We start from the raw sequence: 18,694 nt of genomic DNA, 5'->3' as shown, positions 1-18,694 counted from the left end.
CGGGCTCGACGGCTCAGTGATGAGGAGGGCCGGATCGGTGACCGGGGCCACAACCCGATCCTCGAACTTTCCGGTGTTCCCGCGCATCGTGCCGACTGTGAACGCGTGAACGGTGGACCCGGAACAGCGGGGATCGGCGTTCCGCAACCGACAACAGGGGGTTCTGATGACGGAGAATGATTCAACCGCGAAGGCCGCACTCGCCTTCCAGTCGGGCATCGAGGATCTGGCGGCGGCGATTCCCGGCTCATACCGTGAGCGGGGTGCGAGCGGCACCCTGCTCGCCGTGACGCACGCCATGGTTCCGGCGCTGAATCCCATCCTCAGTGCCGCCGCCACGCCCGATGCCGCCGAGATCGCCGCGCTGGCGGAGGTCGCCGCCCGAGAATCCGGGCCGGCGCCCTGGAGCATCCGGCTGCGCGGGGAGCCGGGCCCGGAGGTCGTGGAGACGGCGACGCGGTACGGCCTGACCACCACGTCCAAGCAACCGTTCATGCTCGTGTCGCTCGACGGGTACGGTCCGGCGCGGCCCGAATCCGTCAGCGAGGTGCGGGTACGCCGCCTGTCGGGGGACGAGTCCGCGATCTTCGCCGCCGTACTCAGCGCGGGATTCGGGGCGCCGCCGGAGATGATCTCCGCCATCTACACGCCCGCCGTGCTGGACAGCCCCGGCACCTCGGCGTACGTGGCCGAGAACGACCGGGGGGACGCGGTGTCGGCCGGAGTCGCATTCCTCAACGACCAGTACCTCGGCCTGGCCAACATCTCGACGGTTCCCGAATTCCAACGTCGGGGGTACGGGCGCGCCCTCACCGAGGCCATCCTCCGCGACGGTCACACGGCGGGCGCCCAGGCCGCGTACCTGCACGCGGATGAGCCGTCCCTGCCCTTCTTCGAGAGCCTCGGATTCCGCACGAAGGAGTACTGGACGATGCTCAGCGCCTTCTGAGCTCCGGCGGAGAGCCGGGAGGAACCTGCACGGTCCTGCCGGCTCTCCCAGCCATCGGCCGCGCCTCCACAACACTGCCGCGGCGTGTCACCCGACCCGGCCAACGTTCCCGGTCAGAGCGCTAGCATCTCCGCCCATGCGTCGTGTCGCCCCGTTACTGGCATTCGTACTCCTGCTGAGCCTGTCCGCCTGCACCTCGAAGCCGGAGGAGACTGAGGACGTCGCGTTGACCGTCTTCCTGGTCAACGACGTGACAGCGATCCAGAGAGACACAGCCCAACAGCGACTTCGGTCGATGCCGAGTGTCAAGGAGGTGTCCCTCGAAACCCGCGACCAGGTGTACGAGCGCCAGAAGGCGGACCTGAAGGACCAGCCCGATCTGCTGGCGGCTCTCAAGCCGGAGTACGTGCCGGAGCTGATCCACGCCACCGTCACCGACGCCTCGATCGCCGAGGCGGTCGAACTGGTGATGGCCGAGGTTGACGGCGTCGATGACGTGGTGCTCAGGATCGCGGATGTCGAGCCTCTGCCCTCGCGGATCGGGGTCATCGTCCGGCTGGAATCGTCGGCGACCGGCGAGCAACGAGCCGCCGTGGAGAAAGCCGTTCAGGCATTGCCCACGGCGAAGTCAGTGCGGTTCGAGGACCGCGACGCCGCATACGAGCGCCTGCGCAAGCGGTGCCAGGGCAAGGGTGACCTGAGCACGCAGCTCCAACCGCAGATGACGCACGAGTCGTGGCGGTTCGAGATGCCCCTGACCAGAGAGGGATCTGGAGTGTCCGAGCTGATGAAGCTCGACGGTGTCGACGGCGTACCCCTGGCTCCGCTGGCGATGCTGTAAACGCAGTCAGCGCTTCTGGAACATCAACGCTGCCACTTCCGCGGTCAGCTCGACTGCCCAATCCAGCTGCGGACAATTGTTGCGACCTCGGCACTCCAGGCAACCACCTACCCGCCATGGCCGGTCGAGGGCACTCGTCCAATGCGCGTCCAGAACTCTCTTGGCAGTGAACAACTCGGTGGCCTTGGAGATCGGCTCGTCGATCGGCATGGTCGACACCCTCCCCGCGATCATGATTAGCCCCCACCTGGGGGCAGAGTCCGTGCGTCCTACGTGATCGAATTGGGGTGCCGAAACCAGGGGACCTACGAAGATCGACTCATGCCGACCGAGAGAGTGGACTACCGGCGCATCGCAACCGAGATCGCCGAAAAGATCAAGTCCGGAGAACTCGCGCCGGGAGAGAAGCTACCGTCCACGCGCGAGCTGGCCGAGCAACACAGCGTGCACATCTCCACGGTCAACCGGGTCATGACGATCCTCAAAGAGCGTGAGTTGGTCGAGGGGCATCCGGGCAAAGGCGTCTACGTAGCCGAGCTGAGGCAATCGAATTAGAGCGAGTACCACGCCCAGGAGACCCTGGAGGCCATCGTCGCCCGCGACGCCGACAAGCTCGAGTGTCTTGTCCAGGCCGTCGAATACCGCCACCAGGGCATCGACAATGTCCAGCGCTGGATCGACAGCTCCCGCGCAGCCCTCAAGACCACCTCGGCCCGGTCGCCGGGTCCACTCACGACGGAAGCCGACTTCCGGTCGTCGACTTCGACCGCCCTACTCGGCTCACCGACCGGGAGCGCGCGAGCCGTACGCCGGGCCGAACACCACCAGCAGCGCCAAGTCCTCGGTCACCTCGTCGAACCGGTGCTCCTCGCCAGCCGGCACGAAGATCACCGAACCCAGGCCCACCTCGGCCGCGCCGCCCGGGGTCATGATCCGGGCCCGCCCTGCGGTGACCACGTAGATCTCATCCTCGGTGTGCGGGCTCTGATCGTCGAGACCGCCCGCCGGGATGCAGTACGTTCCCACCGAAAGGTCCGGCACTCTCAGGTGTTCAACCCAGTCGTTGGCGGCCCCGGCGGGTGCGGTCCACCGGCCCGCGCCTTCGATGATCAGCATGGCGGAAGCCTAGGTGTTCTGCCCATGGACGTGGTGACAGAGCTGAGATCTTGAGATGGGTGAGGATCTCCGGGTGGGGTGGAGCTTGTCGACGGTTTCGCACCACCCGGGAGGTCCTCATGACCCACGCTAATGCACCCCTGACCGAACACGGCAGACTGCGTTTGGCCAGCTGTGTCGTCGACGACGGCTGGCCGCTGCGCCGGGCCGCGGAACGGTTCCAGGTCGGCCCGACAACAGCGAAACGCTGGGCCGACCCCTGCGCTGCGCGGTGAGACGTTGGCGCGCGTCCCGGCGGGGCTGCTCAGACGACGCGCACCAACCGGAAGCGTTCGGTCACCACCAGGGTGTCGTCGTCGACGGTGAAGTCGGGATCGCCCAGCTCGGCGCGCACTGCCGCGCTGTGCCAGAACGTCTCGTGCCCCGCACGCCACTGCGCCACCGACTCATCGCCCTCCCCCTCGGCCAGGGCGTGTGGCAGGTCGACGTCGGCGAGCCGGATCACCCGTACGTCGGTCAGCTCGATGACCGCGACCCGCCGGCCCTCGGAGTCCACCACGGCGGATAGTTGCCCCACCTGGGGCAGCGGCTCGTTCGCGCACTCGTAGCTGACCAGGAGGCCGGACGTCGAGGTCTTCGCGCCGGACAGGATCGCGGCCACCAGCGTGTCCCGAAGTGGCCCCGGAAACGCGAACTCGGCAAGCGGAAGATCATCGAGATTCATCCGCGGAGGGTACGCGATCCCGGGCCACCATGGATCAGGCGCAGATCCACCGGACCGGGGTCGAGTAGTGGTTGCCGTACACGATGTCGTCGTCGGTCAGCCCGGTGATGTCGGCGATCGAGAAGGGCGACGGACCGAACGGCAATGCCCGGTTGACGCCGTTCTGCCGGAGCCACTGCTCGTTTTCATAGATCCGCTCGTACGCGACCGAGCCACGCGCGTTGACGGCGTGCGCGACCGCCCCCTGGGCCAGCAGGGCCGGGGCCGCTCCGGGCGCCCACACCAGGGCGAGCTGGCTGGAACCGGTGTATTCCTGGCCTACCACCACGCCCGCGCTGATCCCGGTCAGCGCCCAGAAGGTGTCGGGGCCAGCCGCGTAGCCGGGCAGGATGTCCGGCTGGGCGTTGGGCGCCCACCGAACCGGCTTGTCAGCCAGGTAACCGATGACGGTGCCGTCGGCGTCGAGGTCGATCGCCCGGCTCTCGCCGGAGCCCGGAAGCGCCCGTACGGTGTTGTCCGGCGCCCACGTCACCGCGGTCGGTCGCCCGTCGGCGGACCGCACCCACCCGGCGACGGTGCCGTCCGCGGCGATGGCGCTCGCGATGGTCTGCACGCTGTCCGGCAGGCCCGGCAGCGTGGTCACCTGCCCGGCCGAATACCGCCACGCGGTGCTGCGGTAGAGCCCGTCCTCCGAGGAGGTGTTGCCGACGAAGTCACCCTGCTCGTTGATCTCCTCGGGGCCGCTGGCCGGCATGCCGAGGTTGGTTGGCACGCCGTTGTCCCAGCGGATGATGTGCCCGCGCCAGGAGGTGTCCTCGCCGTACGCGATCTGGAACCGGCCGCTCGGGTCGGCGTGGCCGACCGTGATCCGCTGCCACGGCCCGGCGGGCAGTCGCAGGTCCTCCCGGACGCAGGACGGGCCCACCTCGGCCGCCTCCGCCGCCGAAGCGGCCGACGGCAGGGCGGTCACACCGGCCACCACCGATGCCACCGCCATCAGTTCGGCCAAGCCTTGTCGAATTCTCATCAAAGCCCCCGTACACCAACAGGCGACATGTGTCGTTGTCGATCTTACGTCATCGCGGGTGACGCCACGGTGACGCGGTGGTGTCCACAGGGGTCGCTCATCCGGTGGCGGCCACCGCGTTGCGGGACACGCAGTACACGTCGCCGGAGTTCGCCTCGTGCGGCAGTCCAAGGAGGTGTGTCGCCATGTCGTTCGCGGAAACCCAGCGCTGGAACGTCATCGATTTATTGTCGCCCAGTGCGACGTCGAAGCCGTCGAAGCCGAGCGCGGTCAGGCGGTCGAGACACCGATCGGCCACCGCACGCGCGATGGTGGTGAACTCGAACGAGAGCGCGGGCAGCGGGCGGCTGAGGCCGGCCAGCACCTCGTCCTCGAAACCCTCCACGTCGATCTTGGTGAAGGCCGGCATGCCGTACTGGTCGATCAGCGCGTCGACGGTGACGACCGGGACCTCGATGGCCGAATCCCACACCTCGCTCTCCCAGCCGCCCGCGCCCTTCGCCGCCCGCACGAAGTCGGACGAGGCGGTCGACACGGTGGGGTTGGCGGAGTTGATGTGGAACCGGGTGCTCCCGGGAACCGCGCCACAGGCCGCTTCGAGCAGAGTCACCTGGTCGTCGTCGGCATAGATCGCCCGCAGTACGCGTAGGCACAGCGGCTGCGGCTCCACGGCGACGACCCGGGCTCCGAGGCGGCGGAAGCTGCCGATGTGGTCACCCACGTGGGAGCCGATGTCGAAGACGAGATCACCGCTGGTGACGAACCGGGAGTAGAAGGTGTCCATCCGCGCGTCCCGCTCGGGGTCGCCGTAGTAGACGTTCAGCGACCGGCGCAGGAGAGACATCGCCGGATCGGTCATGAGCGCCGCGATCCTGGTGCCGATGGTAGCCGTCATCTGTCTGTTTCCAGTCGGTGAGAGGGGCGCGAGGTGGGCCGGGATCACGGCCCGAAGGCGGTCAGGAACCGGTCCCGGAAGGTGTCCATCCGCCAGACCGGAGCCTGCGGACCGGGCTTGAGCCCGTCCTGCCAGCCCCAGTCGGAGATCCGGTCCAGTACGGCCCGGTCTCGGGTGACGATCGTGATCGGGACGTCGCGGCTGGCGTTCTCGCCGGTGACGACCGTGGCGGGCTGGTGGTCACCGAGGAAGATGAACACGAGATCGTCGTCGCCGTAGGTCTCCACGTAGGAGACGAGCGCGCTGAGCGTGTACTCGATCGAGTGCCGGTAGTCCGCCCGGATCTGGGCGGTGTTTCGTCGCCGGTCGTCCGACGCGCCGCCGCCAACCTCGTGGAAGACCGCGCCGTCGCCGACGTCGGCCCAGTCGACCAGCGGCGGAACGGGCGTCCAGGGCGCGTGACTCGACACCAGCGCGAGCTCCGTCATCGTCGGGGTGCCGCGCTTCGCCTGCTCCAGCCGCTGCCAACTGGACAGGGTGTACTGGTCGGGCGGGGTGCCGAAGCTGAACTTCGGGCCTTGGTAGGCGAGCGTCTTGGCGTTGTAGAAGCGGTCGTAGCCATAGAAGGCACCCTCCGGCCAGGCCCTGGTGACGGCGGGCATCACGCCCACGGTCTGCCAGCTCGCCCGCCGGAAGGCACCGTTGAGGGTCATCCGGTCGCTCGCCAGCAGGGTGCGGTGACGCTGGTCGTTGTCGATCCAGAGGCCGGAGAGCAGCGTGGCGTGGGCCAGCCAACTGCCGCCACCGAACGTCGGCGAGGTGAGGAAGCCGCTCTGTGCGGAGAAACCCGCCGCATTCAGCCGACTGGTTCCGCTGTCGAGGACCGCACCGATCTGCGGGGCGAACTCCGGGTCCTCGACGGCGTCCCGGCCGTAGCTTTCCACGAAGGAGATGACCACGTTCTTGCCGCGCAGCGCGGTCAACAGTTGGTCGCCCGGTGTGTCGCCGAACCTGTCGGCCTCGATCAGGGCGCCGAACGTCTCCCGGTCGTCGAGACGCAGGCGCACCTGGAAGCCGTGGCCGTTGGCCAGGGTGGTCGCGGACGTGTCGGCGACCGGTACGCCCTCGACCACCCGCACGTTGAACGCGGCGCAGGCCACCCAGACGACCACCAGCGCCGCCACGATCCGGGTGGTCCCGGTGCGGTGCCGGATCACCAACCGCCGCAGTCGCCGCACCGACAGCACGACCAGGACGGGCAGGCCCACGGCCCCCACCGCCAGGGCGATGGCGGCGCCGGTGGCGGCCGGCCGGCCGTACGACTCGCTGAGGAAGGCGAACCCGTCGTCGAGCAACGCCCAGTCGAGGACTGGGTCGAACGCCCTGCTGAGCGAGGCGGAGAACCCCAGATCGAGCAGCTTCAGCAGGCCGAGCAGGCCGAGGGCCATGCCGACGAGCGTCGCGACCACCCGACTCCCCCGGGCTGGCAGGGCGAGCAGGAGGGCGACGGCCAGCAACGCCTCCAGGGGGATCCGTACGAACGCCGCCGGGGTGAGGCGGCCGAAGTCGTACGGCACGAGCAGCACGAACAGCACGAGCAGTGCGGCCAGGACGGTCGCCAGCAGGGCCGGAATGGAGCGCCTCGTCCGTCCCTGGCTCGGCAGCTGACGTACTCGTGTCAAGAGCGACAACCCGGGCGTCCTTCCATGATTCGTTGATGGGGGCAGCGTGCCGGCGGCTCAGACTCGGGCGATCTCATTCCGAGCCACGGCGACCGTCGGGCGGGGCGGCCAGGACAGCCCATCCGTGTTCCCCGCGCCGATCCCGCCCAGCGCAGAGCCGGTGTGCCGGGTGCGGTGGCTCGGCTGAGCACCCACGTGAACCACACCGCCCCGCACGTCCAGCGTGTCCTCGATGGAGGCGCGGCGGAGGTGACGGGTCGTCCAGAGCCAGGCGACGTCGCGCCCGAACGACTCCGTCAGCAACACCAGCGACACCATCAGCACGACGATCGTCAGCGGCCCGGGCAGGGCACCTCCCATCGCTACCGTCAGCACCACGCCCTGGACCGCCGCGACCACCTTCCGCCAGTAGCGCGGCGGCAGAGATCCACGCATCCACCCCAGGACCCAGCTCGCGGCGACGAAGACGTAGCGCGCCGCGCCGATCGCGAGCACCCAGCCGCCCACCGAGGGTGCCACGTGGAGACAGAGCACCAGTACCAGGAAAGAATCGATCTCCATGTCGAAGCGCGCGCCAAGCTCGCTGGTGGTCCCGGTACGTCGGGCCGTGTAGCCGTCGACCGCGTCCAGGGCCAACGCCACGCTGGTGAGGGCGACCATCAAGGCGACCGGTGCCGGCCGGGAGAACGACTCCGCCGCCAGGGCCGTCACGCCGCCGACGAGGATCGCCCGGCTCAGGGTCACCCGGTCAGCCGGGCTCAGGCCCCGCGCAGTCGACCGGGTCAACCCCCGACTGAGCAGGACGCACAGGACGACGCCGTACGCCAGCCCCGCCAACCACCCCGCCGCGCCCAGCCCGACTGTTCCCGCGAGCACCGCCAGCATGACGATCTGCACGATCAGCCCGATGAGCGGACCAGTTCGAACCGTTGACATCGCGCCTCCGTGACTCTGGTGTGTGACCCTGACCGTCATCACGGAAAATACGACCCATCGGTTCATTCTGAACGCGAGCCAGCGGGATGCTGCGGGGGTGTGTGGCGTTCAGCCCAGCCCGGCCGCGGGCGTGCCGAGTGCGTGGAGCGTGGCGGTGGTCGCCTGGTCGGCGGGGAAGAAGGCCTCGACGGCCAGCCCGGAGACGGTGACATCCAGCGGGGTGCCGAAGAGGGTGGTGGTGCTGAAGAACGACAGCTCCTGGTCTCCGTGGCGATACCGGAGCGGGATGACGACACGCGACGCCGCGTCGCTGACCGGCGCCGTGCGGTCGTTGCCACTGGGATAGCCGCGGAGTTCCTCATGCAGGTCGGACAGGGCCGGGTCGCCGGTCGCCACGGCCTGCTGGCGCAGTCGTGCGAGCAGATGGGCGCGCCACTCCGGCAGGTTGAGAATTCGCCGAGCCATGCCGTCGGGGTGCAGGCTGAGCCGCAGCACGTTGACCGGTGGGGCCAGCAGGTGCGGCTCGGCGCCGGTGGTGAACAGAGCGACGGCGGCGTTGGCCTCGACGAGGTGCCAATGCTGGTCGATGAGCAACGCTGGATACGGGCTGTGTCCGTCGAGAATCTGCCGTGCGGCGGCACGTATGGGAGCCAACTCCGGGTCGTTCAACTCTCGAGCGGGGTAGGCGGGGGCGTATCCGCCCGCGAGTAGCACCGTGTTGCGCTCGGCCAGGGGCATGTCGAGCTGGTCCGCCAGCCGCAGAATCAACTCCGGGCTAGGCCGGGATCGGCCGGTCTCCACAAAGCTCAGGTGCCGGGCCGATACGCCCGTCTCGATCGACAGGTCCAGCTGACTCATGCCGCGAGTTCGGCGCCAGTAGCGCAGCAGCTCGCCGACCGGTCGCCCCCGCTCGGTCGTGGTCGTCACGTCCCGACCCTAGTGACCGCAGTGGGCACAGGCCATTACCTGCGACGTAATCGACAAGGCGCGCGGACGCCCGAGATCATCTTTCCGGAGGCGACGACCCGACCTCCAGCCCCGCGACGAGGAGAATGTCATGGCGAGCGTGTACGACGAGTTGGCCGAGCGGTACATCGCGACCTGGAACGAGACCGACCCGGCGAGGCGACGCCGGGACATCGACGACCTGTGGGCTCCCGAGGGCCGTTACGTCGACCCGCTGGCCGTCGCCGAGGGCCGGGAGGCGATCGACGCGACGATCGACGCGGTGCAGAGCCAGTTTCCGGGCATGACGTTCCGGTTGGCCGGGCCGGTCGACGGCCATCACGACCAGGCCCGTTTCACCTGGGAACTCGGACCGCAGGACGCCGAGGCACTGATCGTCGGCTTCGACGTCGCAGTGATCGACGGCGACGGCCGGCTGACCCAGGTTCTGGGCTTCCTCGACCGGGTCCCGGCCGGACCCGCCGCAACGAACGGGCAGTCATGACCGCGTACGCGCTCGCGCACCTGCGAAAAGCACCCCTCCACGCCGACGTGCTGGAATACCTGGAGCGCATCGAGGCCACCCTTGTGCCCTTCGGCGGTCGGTTCATCGTTCACGGCGGGTCCGTCGAGGTGCTGGAGGGCGACTGGCCGGGCGACGTGATCATCATCGAGTTTCCCGACCGGGCCAGGGCCCACTCCTGGTACCACTCCAGCAGCTATCAGGAGATCAAGCCGTTGCGGACGAGGCACCTCGTCGGTGAGGTGATCCTCGTCGAGGGGGTCGATGCCGACCACAAGCCCATCGCGGAAGGCCGCCCGATGTCGTCGAGGTGATGGTCCGTAGCGCCGAAGCGGTAATTTTGTTCCGTTTCGTCGAATGAGCAGACGTCGGCGAAGATCTGGCCTACGACGACGGCGGGCCGTTCCGCCCGTCAGAGCAGGAACTCTTCGGTCAGGAGAATCAGGGCGCGCGCCGCCGCACCGACGGGGCGGTCGACCGGAGTGGCGAGTGACAGCGTCCAGTCCAGGTCGGCGTCGGTGACGGTCAGCGTGCGCACGCCCTCGGCGTCGGCGACGACGAAGCGGGGCAGCAGCGCGATTCCGAGACCGTGACGGACGTGGTCGGCGCCGGTGGCGATGTCGGAGATCTCGATCGTCACGCGCCGGGTCAGACCGGCGGTGGCGAACGCCCGGTCGGTCACCGCACGATTGCCGTACCCGACCGGGGAGTCGATGAAGTCCAGCCCGGCGAGTTCGCCGAGCGTCACCGACTCGCGGGGGGCGAGCGGATGATCGTCCGGCACGGCGAGGTCGATCACCGAGCGGGCCAACTCGGTGAGGTGGACGTCGGCTGGGGGCGCGCCGGGCAGCGAGACGAAGGCGAGGTCGAGCCGGCGCTCGGCGAGGGCGTCGATGAGCCCCTGCGAGCCCGACGGGGCGGCGCTGGTCTGCAACAGCACGCCGGGATGCCGCCGGTGGAACTCGCCGAGCAGGGCTGGCAGGCGCAGGAGTCTGATCGAGGTCATCGTGCCGATGCGCAGCGTGCCGCGCAGACCGCCGTGCACCTCGGCGACCGCGTCGCGGGCATCGCGCGCGGCGTCGAGGGCGATCCGCGCGCGGGGCAGCAACGCGGCGCCAGCTTCGGTGAGGAGTACGCGTTTGGAGTTGCGGTCCAGCAGCGGCGCCCCCAGCTCGCGTTCGAGGGTCTTGACCGCCGCGGAGACCGCGGACTGGACGACGTGCAGGCGAGCAGCGGCGCGGGTGAAGTTCTGCTCCTCGGCCACCGCGACGAAGTACTCAAGCTGGCGGAGTTCCACAGCACCAAGTATCACCGATCGCGATCGTTGCAAGCATCAACTTTCGTTGGACGTGATGGCCGGACGGAGTGACAGTGGGCTCGTCGCACCACTGCCCGAGGAGAGCACCGAATGTCGTCGACCCTGTCACCGATCCGGGGCACCGCCGCGCCCATCACCACGGAGGGCTCGTCCCGCCAGCACGGCCGGGGCTTCTGGGTGATCGCCCTGGCCTTTCTCACCGCGATGGCGTTCTCCACCGTCCCGGCCCCGCTCTACCCGCTCTACATGGCACGGGACGGGTTCTCCACGTTCATGGTCACCGTGGTGTTCGCCGCCTACGCGGTCGGAGTGGTGATCAGCCTGCTGCTTGCCGGGCACGTCTCCGACTGGGTCGGCCGGAAGAAGATCCTCATCCCGGCGCTGGCGCTGGAACTGGTCGCCGCCGCTCTGTTCCTGAGCGACCCGTCCCTGCCGATGCTGCTGGTCGCCCGGCTCGTCACCGGCCTGGGCATCGGCATGATCACCGCGACCGCCACCGCGTACCTGCACGAGCTGCACACCGCCCACCGGCCCGGCGCGTCGCGCCAACGCTTCGAGGTGGTCTCCACCGCCGCCAACATCGGTGGCCTCGGTTTCGGCCCGCTGATCGCGGGTCTCCTCGCCCAGTACGTCGACGCGCCACTGCGTACCCCGTACCTGGTGTTCGCCGTCCTGCTGCTCGCGAGCATCGTGGCGGTCGCGTTGACCCCCGAGACCGTCGAGGAGCGCCTGGTCAAGCCCGTCTATCGGCCGCAGCGGATCAGCGCCGACCACGGAGACCGGGCCGGCTACCTGGCCGCGGCGGCCGCAGGGTTCGCGTCGTTCGCCGTGTTCGGCCTGTTCACCTCGGTCGCTCCGGGCTTCGTCAGCGGTGCCCTGCACCTTCCGTCGCGCACTCTGGCCGGCGCGATCGTGTTCGCCGTGTTCGGCGGCGCCGCGGTGGCGCAGACCCTCACCAACCGGCTTCCCGCTCCGGTGAAGGTACGGCTCGGGCTGCTCGCCCAGGCCGTCGGTGTGCCCACCCTGCTGGTCGGGATGCACACCGCCCACCTGACCGCGTTCCTGGTCGGCGGCGTGGTCGCCGGCATCGGTGCCGGCGTGCTGTTCAAGGCGGCCGTCGGCACCGTCGCCGCGATGGCGGCACCGGCCAAGCGCGGCGAGGCCCTGGCCGGGCTGTTCCTCATCTCGTACCTGGGGCTGAGTCTGCCGGCCGTCGGTATCGGGATCGCCACCCGCGCCGTCAGCACCGTCACCGCGATGACCTGGTTCACCGGGCTGCTGCTGGTCATGCTCAGCGGCGTGGCCGTGCTGTTCCGCCGCAGCACCGGAACACGCCGCACTCGGGCTCGGCGCACGGCCTGAAGACGCTCGCGCTGTGCGTTGCGACGTCAGGTCGCGTCGGGCCGCCACCACGGTTCGAGGATGGTCGGGTCGGCGACGTACTGCTCCACCCGCGTACGCTCCGGCTCGGTCAACGTCAGCGCCTGGAGGCGGGCTCCCCACTCGGGCACACGCTCCGCCTTGTCGAGCGCGACCGACAGCTCGATCAGCCCGGCGAGCGCCATCGCCTGCTCGACCACGGGCGCGTCCTCGGCGCGGCGGCGCATCCCCGAGTCGAGCGCCCGGTAGGCCGCCCGGTCGTCCATCTTGAATTCGCGCAGGATCCGCGCGTTGTCGAGCACCCGGGCCAAGCCCTGCAACTCCTTCGACCCGCCGTACTCCACATCCTTCGGCTCGTCGCGCTGGATGAACACGATGGTGTTGCCCGAGGGGTCGACGACGCTGAACCGCGACGTTCCGGCCCGGTAGCGGGTCACCCGGGGCAGACCCTTGACCAGCACCTTGCCGTAGGCGCGGCGCATGGCCTCGGTGAACGCCGCGTGGTACGCCGCGACCGCGTCGACCATCACCAGGCAGCCACCGGACGTCTCCTTCGCCGGGTCCAGGTCCTTCGGCGCGGGGCCGTAGTGCAATTGGAACCCACTCCACGTGAAGACCAGGTACACGTACGGCTTGAGCTGCTCGTAGGCTACCTCGAACCCCAGCGCCCGCCAGAACGCCACGGTCTCCTCCGGCGCCGCGCAGTGCAGCAGCGGCACCGTCGTCTCGTTCGGCTGTACTCGGTCCTCGTCGGTCGTCATGCCCACTCCCGGTCCGCTCGACAGGCCGGCCATTGTGCCAGGGTTCGAGGGGCGCTCCGCGGGATTTGCCTCCTACCCAGGGAGGAGGCCCGCTCCGACCGCCGGCCGCAACCGGGGCTCGCGGTCGGACGCGACGGGCCGGCCCGGTCGCGAGCATCTACAGACATGACAATCAATCTGCGCCGGGCGACACATTGGAACCGCCCCCTGATGTTCCTGGTATCCGTGATGACGGTGCTCGCCGTCATCGCTGCGGTCGGCATCCTCGTCGACTCGCGCGTCCTCACCGGGGCGCCGATCTGGCTCAAGCCGTTCAAGTTCTCGGTGTCCTTCGTGCTGTACGGCGTGACGCTCGCCTGGATGCTCTCCCTGTTGCCGCGACGCAGTCGGGTCGTCGAGTGGGCCGTCACGGTCATCGTCGCGGTGTCGCTGATCGAGATGGTGGTGATCGTCGGACAGGCGGCGCGCGGGCAGACCAGCCACTTCAACTCCAGCACCCTGGTCAACACCGCCCTCTTCGCGGCGATGGGTGCCGCGATCATGGTGTTGTTCGTCGCACACCTCGTCGTCGGGATCGTGGTGCTGATCCGGCGGATCCCCGACCGGGTGGCCCGCAGCGCGGTCGGGTGGGGTCTCGGCCTGTCGCTGCTGGGCATGCTGGCGGCGGTACCGATGGCGCTGCCGATGCAGGACCCGGGGATCGAGGGGATCTCCGGAGCGCACAGCGTGGGCGTGACCGACGGTGGGCCGGGGTTGCCGGTGGTCGGCTGGAGCACCACCGGTGGCGACCTTCGGATCGGGCACTTCGTGGGGCTGCACGCCCTGCAGGCGCTGCCGATCCTGGCGATCCTGCTGAGCCGGTTCGCGAGGCGGCTGGACGAGCGCACCCGGGCCCGGCTCGTGGTCGTGGCGGGCGCGGCGTACGGCGTACTCACGGTGTTGTTGACCTGGCAGGCGCTGCGCGGGCAGCCGCTGCTGCGCCCGGACGCCCTCACGCTGGTCGCGGTCGCGGCCCTGGTGGTCGCGACCGCGACCGCCACCGGCCTCGTGCTGGCCCGCCGGCGCCGCCCGGAACTGGCGCTGGCCGCATGACCGCGACGCTGTTCACCCTGACGTTCGCGGTGGCCGCGCCGTTCTGGGCGCTGATGATCCTGCTGCCGCGCTGGTCGTGGACCGCCCGGATCATCGCCTCGCCGCTGATCGTGCTGCCGGTTGTGGTGATCTACGCGCTGCTGGTGCTCCCGGCGTTCGGCGAGGTGCTGCCGGCGGTGACGTCGCCGACCCTGGCCGGGGTGCGCGACCTGCTCGGCACCTCCGACGGGGCGGCGGCGGGCTGGGCGCACATGATCGCGTTCGATCTGTTCGTCGGGCGGTGGGCGTGGTTGGACGGCCGGGAACGAGGGGTGCCGACGCTGGTCATGGCTCCGGTGCTGGTGCTGACCATCCTGCTCGGACCGCTCGGCCTGGCCGCGTACCTCGCGGTCCGGGTCCGGTGGCGGCGGCCGGCGGCCGCCGCCACCGGACCGCAGCACCTAGGCTGACCAACGTGGGGTGGCTGGGACGGCTGTTCAACGCGCGCGACACGCGCGTGCGGATGGTACTGCTCGTCCTCAGCGGGGTGGGCTATCTGGTCTTCTGCACCCAGGTTGGGCGCACGCCGACGGCGGCACAGTCGATCCTCGCGGTGACCGCGTTCGCCGTGGCACTGGTGTTGCACCGTCGGCCGGTGGTCAACCTGGTGGTACAGGCCGCGTTGCTGGGGGCGGCGATCGCCCATGTCGACGACATCATGATCAATCAGGTGGGCGCCAGCTGGGCGTTGATCGAGGTCACCATGCGGGGGTACCGCGCCCGCACCATCGGGCTTGCCGCCGGTCTGCTGACCGTGGTCGATCTGACCAACTCGATCGGTGATCCGGCCGACCAGGTCGCTGCCGGCGTCGTCGGTCTGGCCCTGGAGGTCGGCGTCCCGCTGCTGCTCGGCCTGGTCGTCCGGGCCAACTGGAAACTCGCCCGGCAGGCCCAGGAGCAGGCTGCGGCCGAGCAACGGCAGCACGAGTCGGACAGTCGCGCGGCACGCGCCGACGAGCGCAGCGCGATCGCCCGTGAGCTGCACGACGTCGTCGCGCACCACGTCGCGTCGATGGTGCTGCGGGTCGGCGTGGCCCGGCACGTGCTCACCGACCTGGACCCCCGGGTCGGCGAGGTGTTCGACGACGTGCACGGCACGGGCACCGCGGCCCTGGCGGAGCTGCGCCGGCTGGTCGCGGTGCTGCGCGACCCCGACGGGGTACGCGGTGACGCGGCGCTGACCGCGATCGAGCCCTCGGCGCTGCCGGCGGCGATCGGTGCGGCGATCGACCGCGCCCGTCAGGCCGGCGTCACCGTCGAGGCGGACCTCGACCCGGCGATCGGTTCACTCGACGCGGTGCGCGGCATGGCGGTGCTGCGCCTGACCCAGGAGGCGCTGACCAACGTGGCCAAACACGCGGGAACGTCCGCGCTGGCGCACCTCGTGGTCGCCGTCCGCGACGGTGTCGTGCACTGGGAGGTCGTCGACGAGGGGCGCGGCGGCGTGCCGGCGGGAGTGCCGGCCGGTGGCGGTCACGGCATCACCGGGATGCGCGAACGCGTCGAGGTCCTCGGCGGCCGGCTGGAGGCGGGTCCGACCGGCACCGGGTGGCGGGTGCGCACCGCTCTCCCGGCCGTGGTCGCCGCGTCCGCCGGGCCGCCGGTCAGGTCGGTACCCCGTGAACGCCAGGCCCCGGCCGGGTCACCCGCGCCGGATCCGGCGTGATCCGGGTGCTGCTGGTCGACGACCAGCACCTCATCCGGGCCGGGTTGCGCATGCTCTGCGAGGCGCAGCCCGACATCGAGGTCGTCGGGGAGGCCGACAACGGCCGTGAGGCGATCACCCTCGCCGCGCGGCTCCTCCCCGACGTCGTCGTCATGGACCTGCGCATGCCCGGTGTCGACGGGATCACCGCGACCAGCCGAGTCCTCGCCGAACGCCCCGCCACCCGCGTCCTGGTGCTGACCACGTTCGGCGACGACGACCACCTCTACCCCGCCCTGACCGCCGGAGCCTGCGGGTTCCTGCTCAAGGACGCGCCCCCGACCGAGCTGCTGGACGGCATTCGTCGGGCCGCCGTCGGTGACAGCCCGTTCAGCCCGGACGTGTTGCGACGCCTCGTGCAGCGCGCGGTGCACGCCCGGCCCGAGACGCCACGGGCGGTGCAGGGCCTGACCGCCCGCGAACGGGACGTGCTGAACCTGGTCGCCGAGGGGCTGTCCAACAGCGAGATCGCCGACCGGCTCCACATCGGTGTCACCACGGTCAAGACCCACATCACCAGCCTGATGACGAAGACCGACAGCCCCAACCGGGTCCGCCTCGCCCTGTTCGCGCGTGGTGCCTGAGCGCGGGGCCGGTCAGCTCACCAACTGGTACGCGAACTGCACCTCCAGGCCCGTCGCACCGGCGGCGTTCGACACCCGCAGCCGCAACCGCTTCGGCCCGCTGATCCCGTCCAGGGCGAACGGGGAGGCGAGCGTGGTGGCCTGCAGGGTGGTGTCGGTGCCGAGCGCGCCGCCACCGGCGGCGGTCCCGTCGGCGTCGAGCCGCACGCTGCAGGTGCCGGCGGTGAGCCTGCGGGTGACCTTGACGATCCGGATCCGCTGGCCGTCCAGGTAGAGGAAATTGCCGAAGTCGACCAGGCCGTCGGTGACCGGCCCGTCCACGCGGGCGTTGAGCCAACCGTCGTACTGCGCGACGCCCTTGTTGCCGAAGAACCGGGTCTGCGCCGTCTCGTTGCCGGTGATCTGGTACGCCCCGACGGTGTTGCCGGCCAGGTCGTTGCCGGTGACCAGCACGTCGGCGGCGTCGCAGACGACCCCGTAGTCCTGACGGGAGATGCCGTCGGCCAGCGAACCGATCGCGTTGCCGGTGACCACCACCCGGGACGCGGTGGACCGGATGTTGATGCCGGTGCCGTGCCGGTAGGCCGTGCCGCCGCCCGCGTACGCCCTGCTGAACGTGACGCCGACCAGGTCGAACGCGGTCTCGCTGACGACGCTGATCCGCCACTTGCCGTTCGCCTCGGTGCTTCCGGTGACGTCGGTGACAGTGATCCGGTCACCGGTCTCCCACCCGTGCGGTGCGCTCGTGGTGACCCGGACCCCGCCCGAGCCGTTCGCGGCGACGGTGGCGACGGGTCGGGAGAACGACGGGTGGGCGGTGCGCCCGTTGTTGCCGATCAGGCAGCCGGTGACGGTGACCCGGGTCGAGCCGATGTCGATGCCGTTGCGACCGCAGCCACGGATGACGCTGTTGGTGATGGTGGCGCTGCCGGTGAAGCCGGCACCGACACGGACCGCGTCGTGCTCGTTGTCCGCGGAGATGTAGGTGTTGGTGAACTGCGCCTGCGCCCCGGCCTCCAGCAGCACCGGGACGCCGTGGCCGTTCTCGAAGCCGCCGCCCTCGAAGTAGAGGAACTTCGGACCGGCCTGTCCGGTGCGGTTACGCAGCCAGATGCCGTGCCGACCGAAGAGAACCGCGGTCGCGAAGAACTTGATGGACCCGCCGAGACCGTCGATGACGAGGTTGTCGGTGTTGTCGTTGCCGGTGCCGGCGGCGATGCCGCACTGCACGAACTCGACCGGATCCGCCCGCGAGAAGTCACCGACGCCGTTGAGCAGGATCACCTGCTCGCCGCGGAACCCGTTCCACACGCAGTTGAGGAACCGGATCGAGTTGCAGCCGCGCAGAGCCATGCCGTTGAAGCCGTCGCGGAAGCGGACGTTGGTGAAGGTCATCATGTAGTTGTTCTGAAGTTCGGTGCGTTCCGTGGCGACCAGGTATCCGCCGGTCAGTCCCTCCCCCCGTACCTGCAGGTCACGCAGGCCACCACCGCGGACAGCCACGAACTGGAACCCGTCGGCGGCGCCCGTCGCGATCACGTACTGGGTGGAGTAGTCGACGTTGTCGGTGACCCCGGCGCCCTGGAAGACGATCGGCACGTTCTGCACCCGCACCGTCCGTTCGAGGCGGACCTTCCCGGGCCCCGCCTCGATCACCCCGCCGATGGGAAGGGCGTCGACGGCCGCCTGGACGCGGGCCGAGTCGTCCGCCACGCCCTCGCCCGTGCAACCGAACCAGGCCAGGCTCAGCCGGTTGCTCGCCGGACGCTTCCACCGCCCGGTCGCCACACCGGAGACCGCGAAGACCGTGCCGCCGTTGTCGGCCTCGGTGCTGCTCGCGTCCCAGTAGAACTCACCACCGCCGAGGCCGGGCCTGCCCGCGTGGTAGCCGATCAGGGCGACCTGCTGGCCGTTTGCCGTGCCGGGCGTCGTCCGCAACTGCTCGACGCTGGTGATGGTGGCGTCGGCCGCCTTCGGTTGGCCCCGGTCGGTGTCCGCCGGCTCGGCACGGGCGGCCGTCGGGGTGAGCAGTTGCCCGCCGGCCAGGACCGCGCCGGCCACACCCAGCGTGGACAGTGCACGCCGACTGATCCGGGTGCCCGGACGATCGGGCTCGTCGTGGTGGGGGTGCTGGTGGGGCCTGTTGTCTTTCTGCACGGCTTCCTCCTGGGTGGTGG

Annotated in this window: 19 protein-coding genes and 4 pseudogenes; 12 read left to right on the top strand and 11 right to left on the bottom strand. The window is 70.0% G+C overall.

Annotated elements, in window-relative coordinates; all coding sequences use genetic code 11:
- Positions 1-166: 166 nt before the first annotated feature.
- Together ACQEUX_RS05410 and ACQEUX_RS05405 are read left to right on the top strand one after the other, a co-directional pair.
- Complete coding sequence (locus tag ACQEUX_RS05410; protein WP_433042042.1) at positions 167-949, top strand: GNAT family N-acetyltransferase; 783 nt, start codon at positions 167-169, stop codon at positions 947-949.
- A 136-nt stretch (positions 950-1,085) separates the two neighbouring features.
- Positions 1,086-1,790: a permease-like cell division protein FtsX gene (locus ACQEUX_RS05405; protein WP_433042039.1), complete on the top strand. Its 705-nt coding sequence runs from the start codon at positions 1,086-1,088 to the stop codon at positions 1,788-1,790.
- 6 nt (positions 1,791-1,796) lie between these two features.
- Here ACQEUX_RS05405 and ACQEUX_RS05400 read toward each other — a convergent pair whose 3' ends face one another.
- On the bottom strand, positions 1,797-2,000 hold the full coding sequence (locus tag ACQEUX_RS05400) for a hypothetical protein (RefSeq protein WP_433042036.1): 204 nt from the start codon (positions 1,998-2,000) through the stop codon (positions 1,797-1,799).
- 111 nt (positions 2,001-2,111) lie between these two features.
- On the opposite strand from ACQEUX_RS05400, the gene ACQEUX_RS05395 reads away from it, so the two are divergent.
- Positions 2,112-2,345, top strand: coding sequence for a GntR family transcriptional regulator (locus ACQEUX_RS05395; protein WP_433042033.1), 234 nt, complete (start codon positions 2,112-2,114; stop codon positions 2,343-2,345).
- Positions 2,346-2,504 (top strand): annotated as a pseudogene (locus tag ACQEUX_RS05390) (HD domain-containing protein); the annotation flags it as partial.
- Between the two features lie 66 nt (positions 2,505-2,570).
- On the opposite strand, the gene ACQEUX_RS05385 reads toward ACQEUX_RS05390, so the two are convergent.
- Complete coding sequence (locus ACQEUX_RS05385) at positions 2,571-2,906, bottom strand: cupin domain-containing protein (protein ID WP_433042030.1); 336 nt, start codon at positions 2,904-2,906, stop codon at positions 2,571-2,573.
- Positions 2,907-3,025: 119 nt separating this feature from the next.
- On the opposite strand from ACQEUX_RS05385, the pseudogene ACQEUX_RS05380 reads away from it, so the two are divergent.
- Positions 3,026-3,160 (top strand): annotated as a pseudogene (locus ACQEUX_RS05380) (IS481 family transposase); the annotation flags it as partial.
- 50 nt (positions 3,161-3,210) lie between these two features.
- Here the strand turns inward: ACQEUX_RS05380 and ACQEUX_RS05375 are convergent.
- The 6 genes and pseudogenes from ACQEUX_RS05375 to ACQEUX_RS05350 form a co-directional block, all read right to left on the bottom strand.
- Positions 3,211-3,630, bottom strand: coding sequence for an ASCH domain-containing protein (locus tag ACQEUX_RS05375; protein ID WP_433042027.1), 420 nt, complete (start codon positions 3,628-3,630; stop codon positions 3,211-3,213).
- 34 nt (positions 3,631-3,664) lie between these two features.
- Positions 3,665-4,657 (bottom strand): hypothetical protein, encoded by a 993-nt coding sequence (locus ACQEUX_RS05370; protein ID WP_433042024.1) that lies wholly within the window; start codon positions 4,655-4,657, stop codon positions 3,665-3,667.
- A gap of 97 nt (positions 4,658-4,754) precedes the next feature.
- Positions 4,755-5,552 (bottom strand): FkbM family methyltransferase, encoded by a 798-nt coding sequence (locus ACQEUX_RS05365; RefSeq protein WP_433042021.1) that lies wholly within the window; start codon positions 5,550-5,552, stop codon positions 4,755-4,757.
- A gap of 44 nt (positions 5,553-5,596) precedes the next feature.
- Positions 5,597-7,174 (bottom strand): annotated as a pseudogene (locus tag ACQEUX_RS05360) (sulfatase-like hydrolase/transferase); the annotation flags it as partial.
- A gap of 303 nt (positions 7,175-7,477) precedes the next feature.
- Positions 7,478-8,170: pseudogene (locus ACQEUX_RS05355) on the bottom strand (CDP-alcohol phosphatidyltransferase family protein); the annotation flags it as partial.
- A 108-nt stretch (positions 8,171-8,278) separates the two neighbouring features.
- Positions 8,279-9,097, bottom strand: coding sequence for a helix-turn-helix domain-containing protein (locus tag ACQEUX_RS05350; protein ID WP_433042018.1), 819 nt, complete (start codon positions 9,095-9,097; stop codon positions 8,279-8,281).
- A gap of 130 nt (positions 9,098-9,227) precedes the next feature.
- On the opposite strand from ACQEUX_RS05350, the gene ACQEUX_RS05345 reads away from it, so the two are divergent.
- Together ACQEUX_RS05345 and ACQEUX_RS05340 are read left to right on the top strand one after the other, a co-directional pair.
- Positions 9,228-9,620 (top strand): nuclear transport factor 2 family protein, encoded by a 393-nt coding sequence (locus ACQEUX_RS05345; protein ID WP_433042015.1) that lies wholly within the window; start codon positions 9,228-9,230, stop codon positions 9,618-9,620.
- Positions 9,617-9,952 (top strand): DUF1330 domain-containing protein, encoded by a 336-nt coding sequence (locus ACQEUX_RS05340; protein ID WP_433042012.1) that lies wholly within the window; start codon positions 9,617-9,619, stop codon positions 9,950-9,952. The genes ACQEUX_RS05345 and ACQEUX_RS05340 overlap by 4 nt, the downstream gene beginning before the upstream one ends.
- A gap of 98 nt (positions 9,953-10,050) precedes the next feature.
- On the opposite strand, the gene ACQEUX_RS05335 is transcribed toward ACQEUX_RS05340, so the two are convergent.
- The gene (locus tag ACQEUX_RS05335) at positions 10,051-10,935 is read right to left on the bottom strand and encodes a LysR family transcriptional regulator (RefSeq protein WP_433042009.1); all 885 of its coding nucleotides are present in this window, start codon (positions 10,933-10,935) and stop codon (positions 10,051-10,053) included.
- Between the two features lie 111 nt (positions 10,936-11,046).
- Here ACQEUX_RS05335 and ACQEUX_RS05330 point away from each other — a divergent pair, with 111 nt between their 5' ends.
- Positions 11,047-12,318, top strand: a complete 1,272-nt coding sequence (locus tag ACQEUX_RS05330; RefSeq protein ID WP_433042006.1) for an MFS transporter — start codon at positions 11,047-11,049, stop codon at positions 12,316-12,318.
- Between the two features lie 26 nt (positions 12,319-12,344).
- Here ACQEUX_RS05330 and ACQEUX_RS05325 read toward each other — a convergent pair whose 3' ends face one another.
- Entirely contained in the window at positions 12,345-13,097 is a 753-nt protein-coding gene (locus ACQEUX_RS05325) for a glyoxalase (RefSeq protein ID WP_433042003.1), read from the bottom strand.
- Positions 13,098-13,262: 165 nt separating this feature from the next.
- Here ACQEUX_RS05325 and ACQEUX_RS05320 point away from each other — a divergent pair, with 165 nt between their 5' ends.
- From ACQEUX_RS05320 to ACQEUX_RS05305, 4 genes are read left to right on the top strand one after another with little or no spacing between them, the layout of a single operon-like run.
- A complete protein-coding gene (locus tag ACQEUX_RS05320; RefSeq protein WP_433042000.1) occupies positions 13,263-14,189 on the top strand; it encodes a hypothetical protein in 927 nt (308 codons plus the stop codon).
- On the top strand, positions 14,186-14,638 hold the full coding sequence (locus ACQEUX_RS05315; protein ID WP_433041997.1) for an ABA4-like family protein: 453 nt from the start codon (positions 14,186-14,188) through the stop codon (positions 14,636-14,638). The genes ACQEUX_RS05320 and ACQEUX_RS05315 overlap by 4 nt, the downstream gene beginning before the upstream one ends.
- Positions 14,639-14,643: 5 nt before the next feature.
- A complete protein-coding gene (locus tag ACQEUX_RS05310) occupies positions 14,644-15,894 on the top strand; it encodes a sensor histidine kinase (protein ID WP_433041994.1) in 1,251 nt (416 codons plus the stop codon).
- Complete coding sequence (locus tag ACQEUX_RS05305; RefSeq protein ID WP_433041991.1) at positions 15,891-16,517, top strand: response regulator; 627 nt, start codon at positions 15,891-15,893, stop codon at positions 16,515-16,517. Before ACQEUX_RS05310 ends, ACQEUX_RS05305 begins: the two co-directional genes overlap by 4 nt.
- Before the next feature lie 12 nt (positions 16,518-16,529).
- Here ACQEUX_RS05305 and ACQEUX_RS05300 read toward each other — a convergent pair whose 3' ends face one another.
- Complete coding sequence (locus ACQEUX_RS05300; protein ID WP_433041988.1) at positions 16,530-18,674, bottom strand: hypothetical protein; 2,145 nt, start codon at positions 18,672-18,674, stop codon at positions 16,530-16,532.
- Between the last annotated feature and the right edge of the window lie 20 nt (positions 18,675-18,694).

Origin of the sequence: Micromonospora sp. CA-259024 (genome assembly GCF_050936255.1) — a bacterium.
Lineage (GTDB): Bacteria > Actinomycetota > Actinomycetes > Mycobacteriales > Micromonosporaceae > Micromonospora.
The sequence above is the reverse complement of the archived record's forward strand: the minus strand, read 5'-3'. Positions and strand labels throughout refer to the sequence as shown.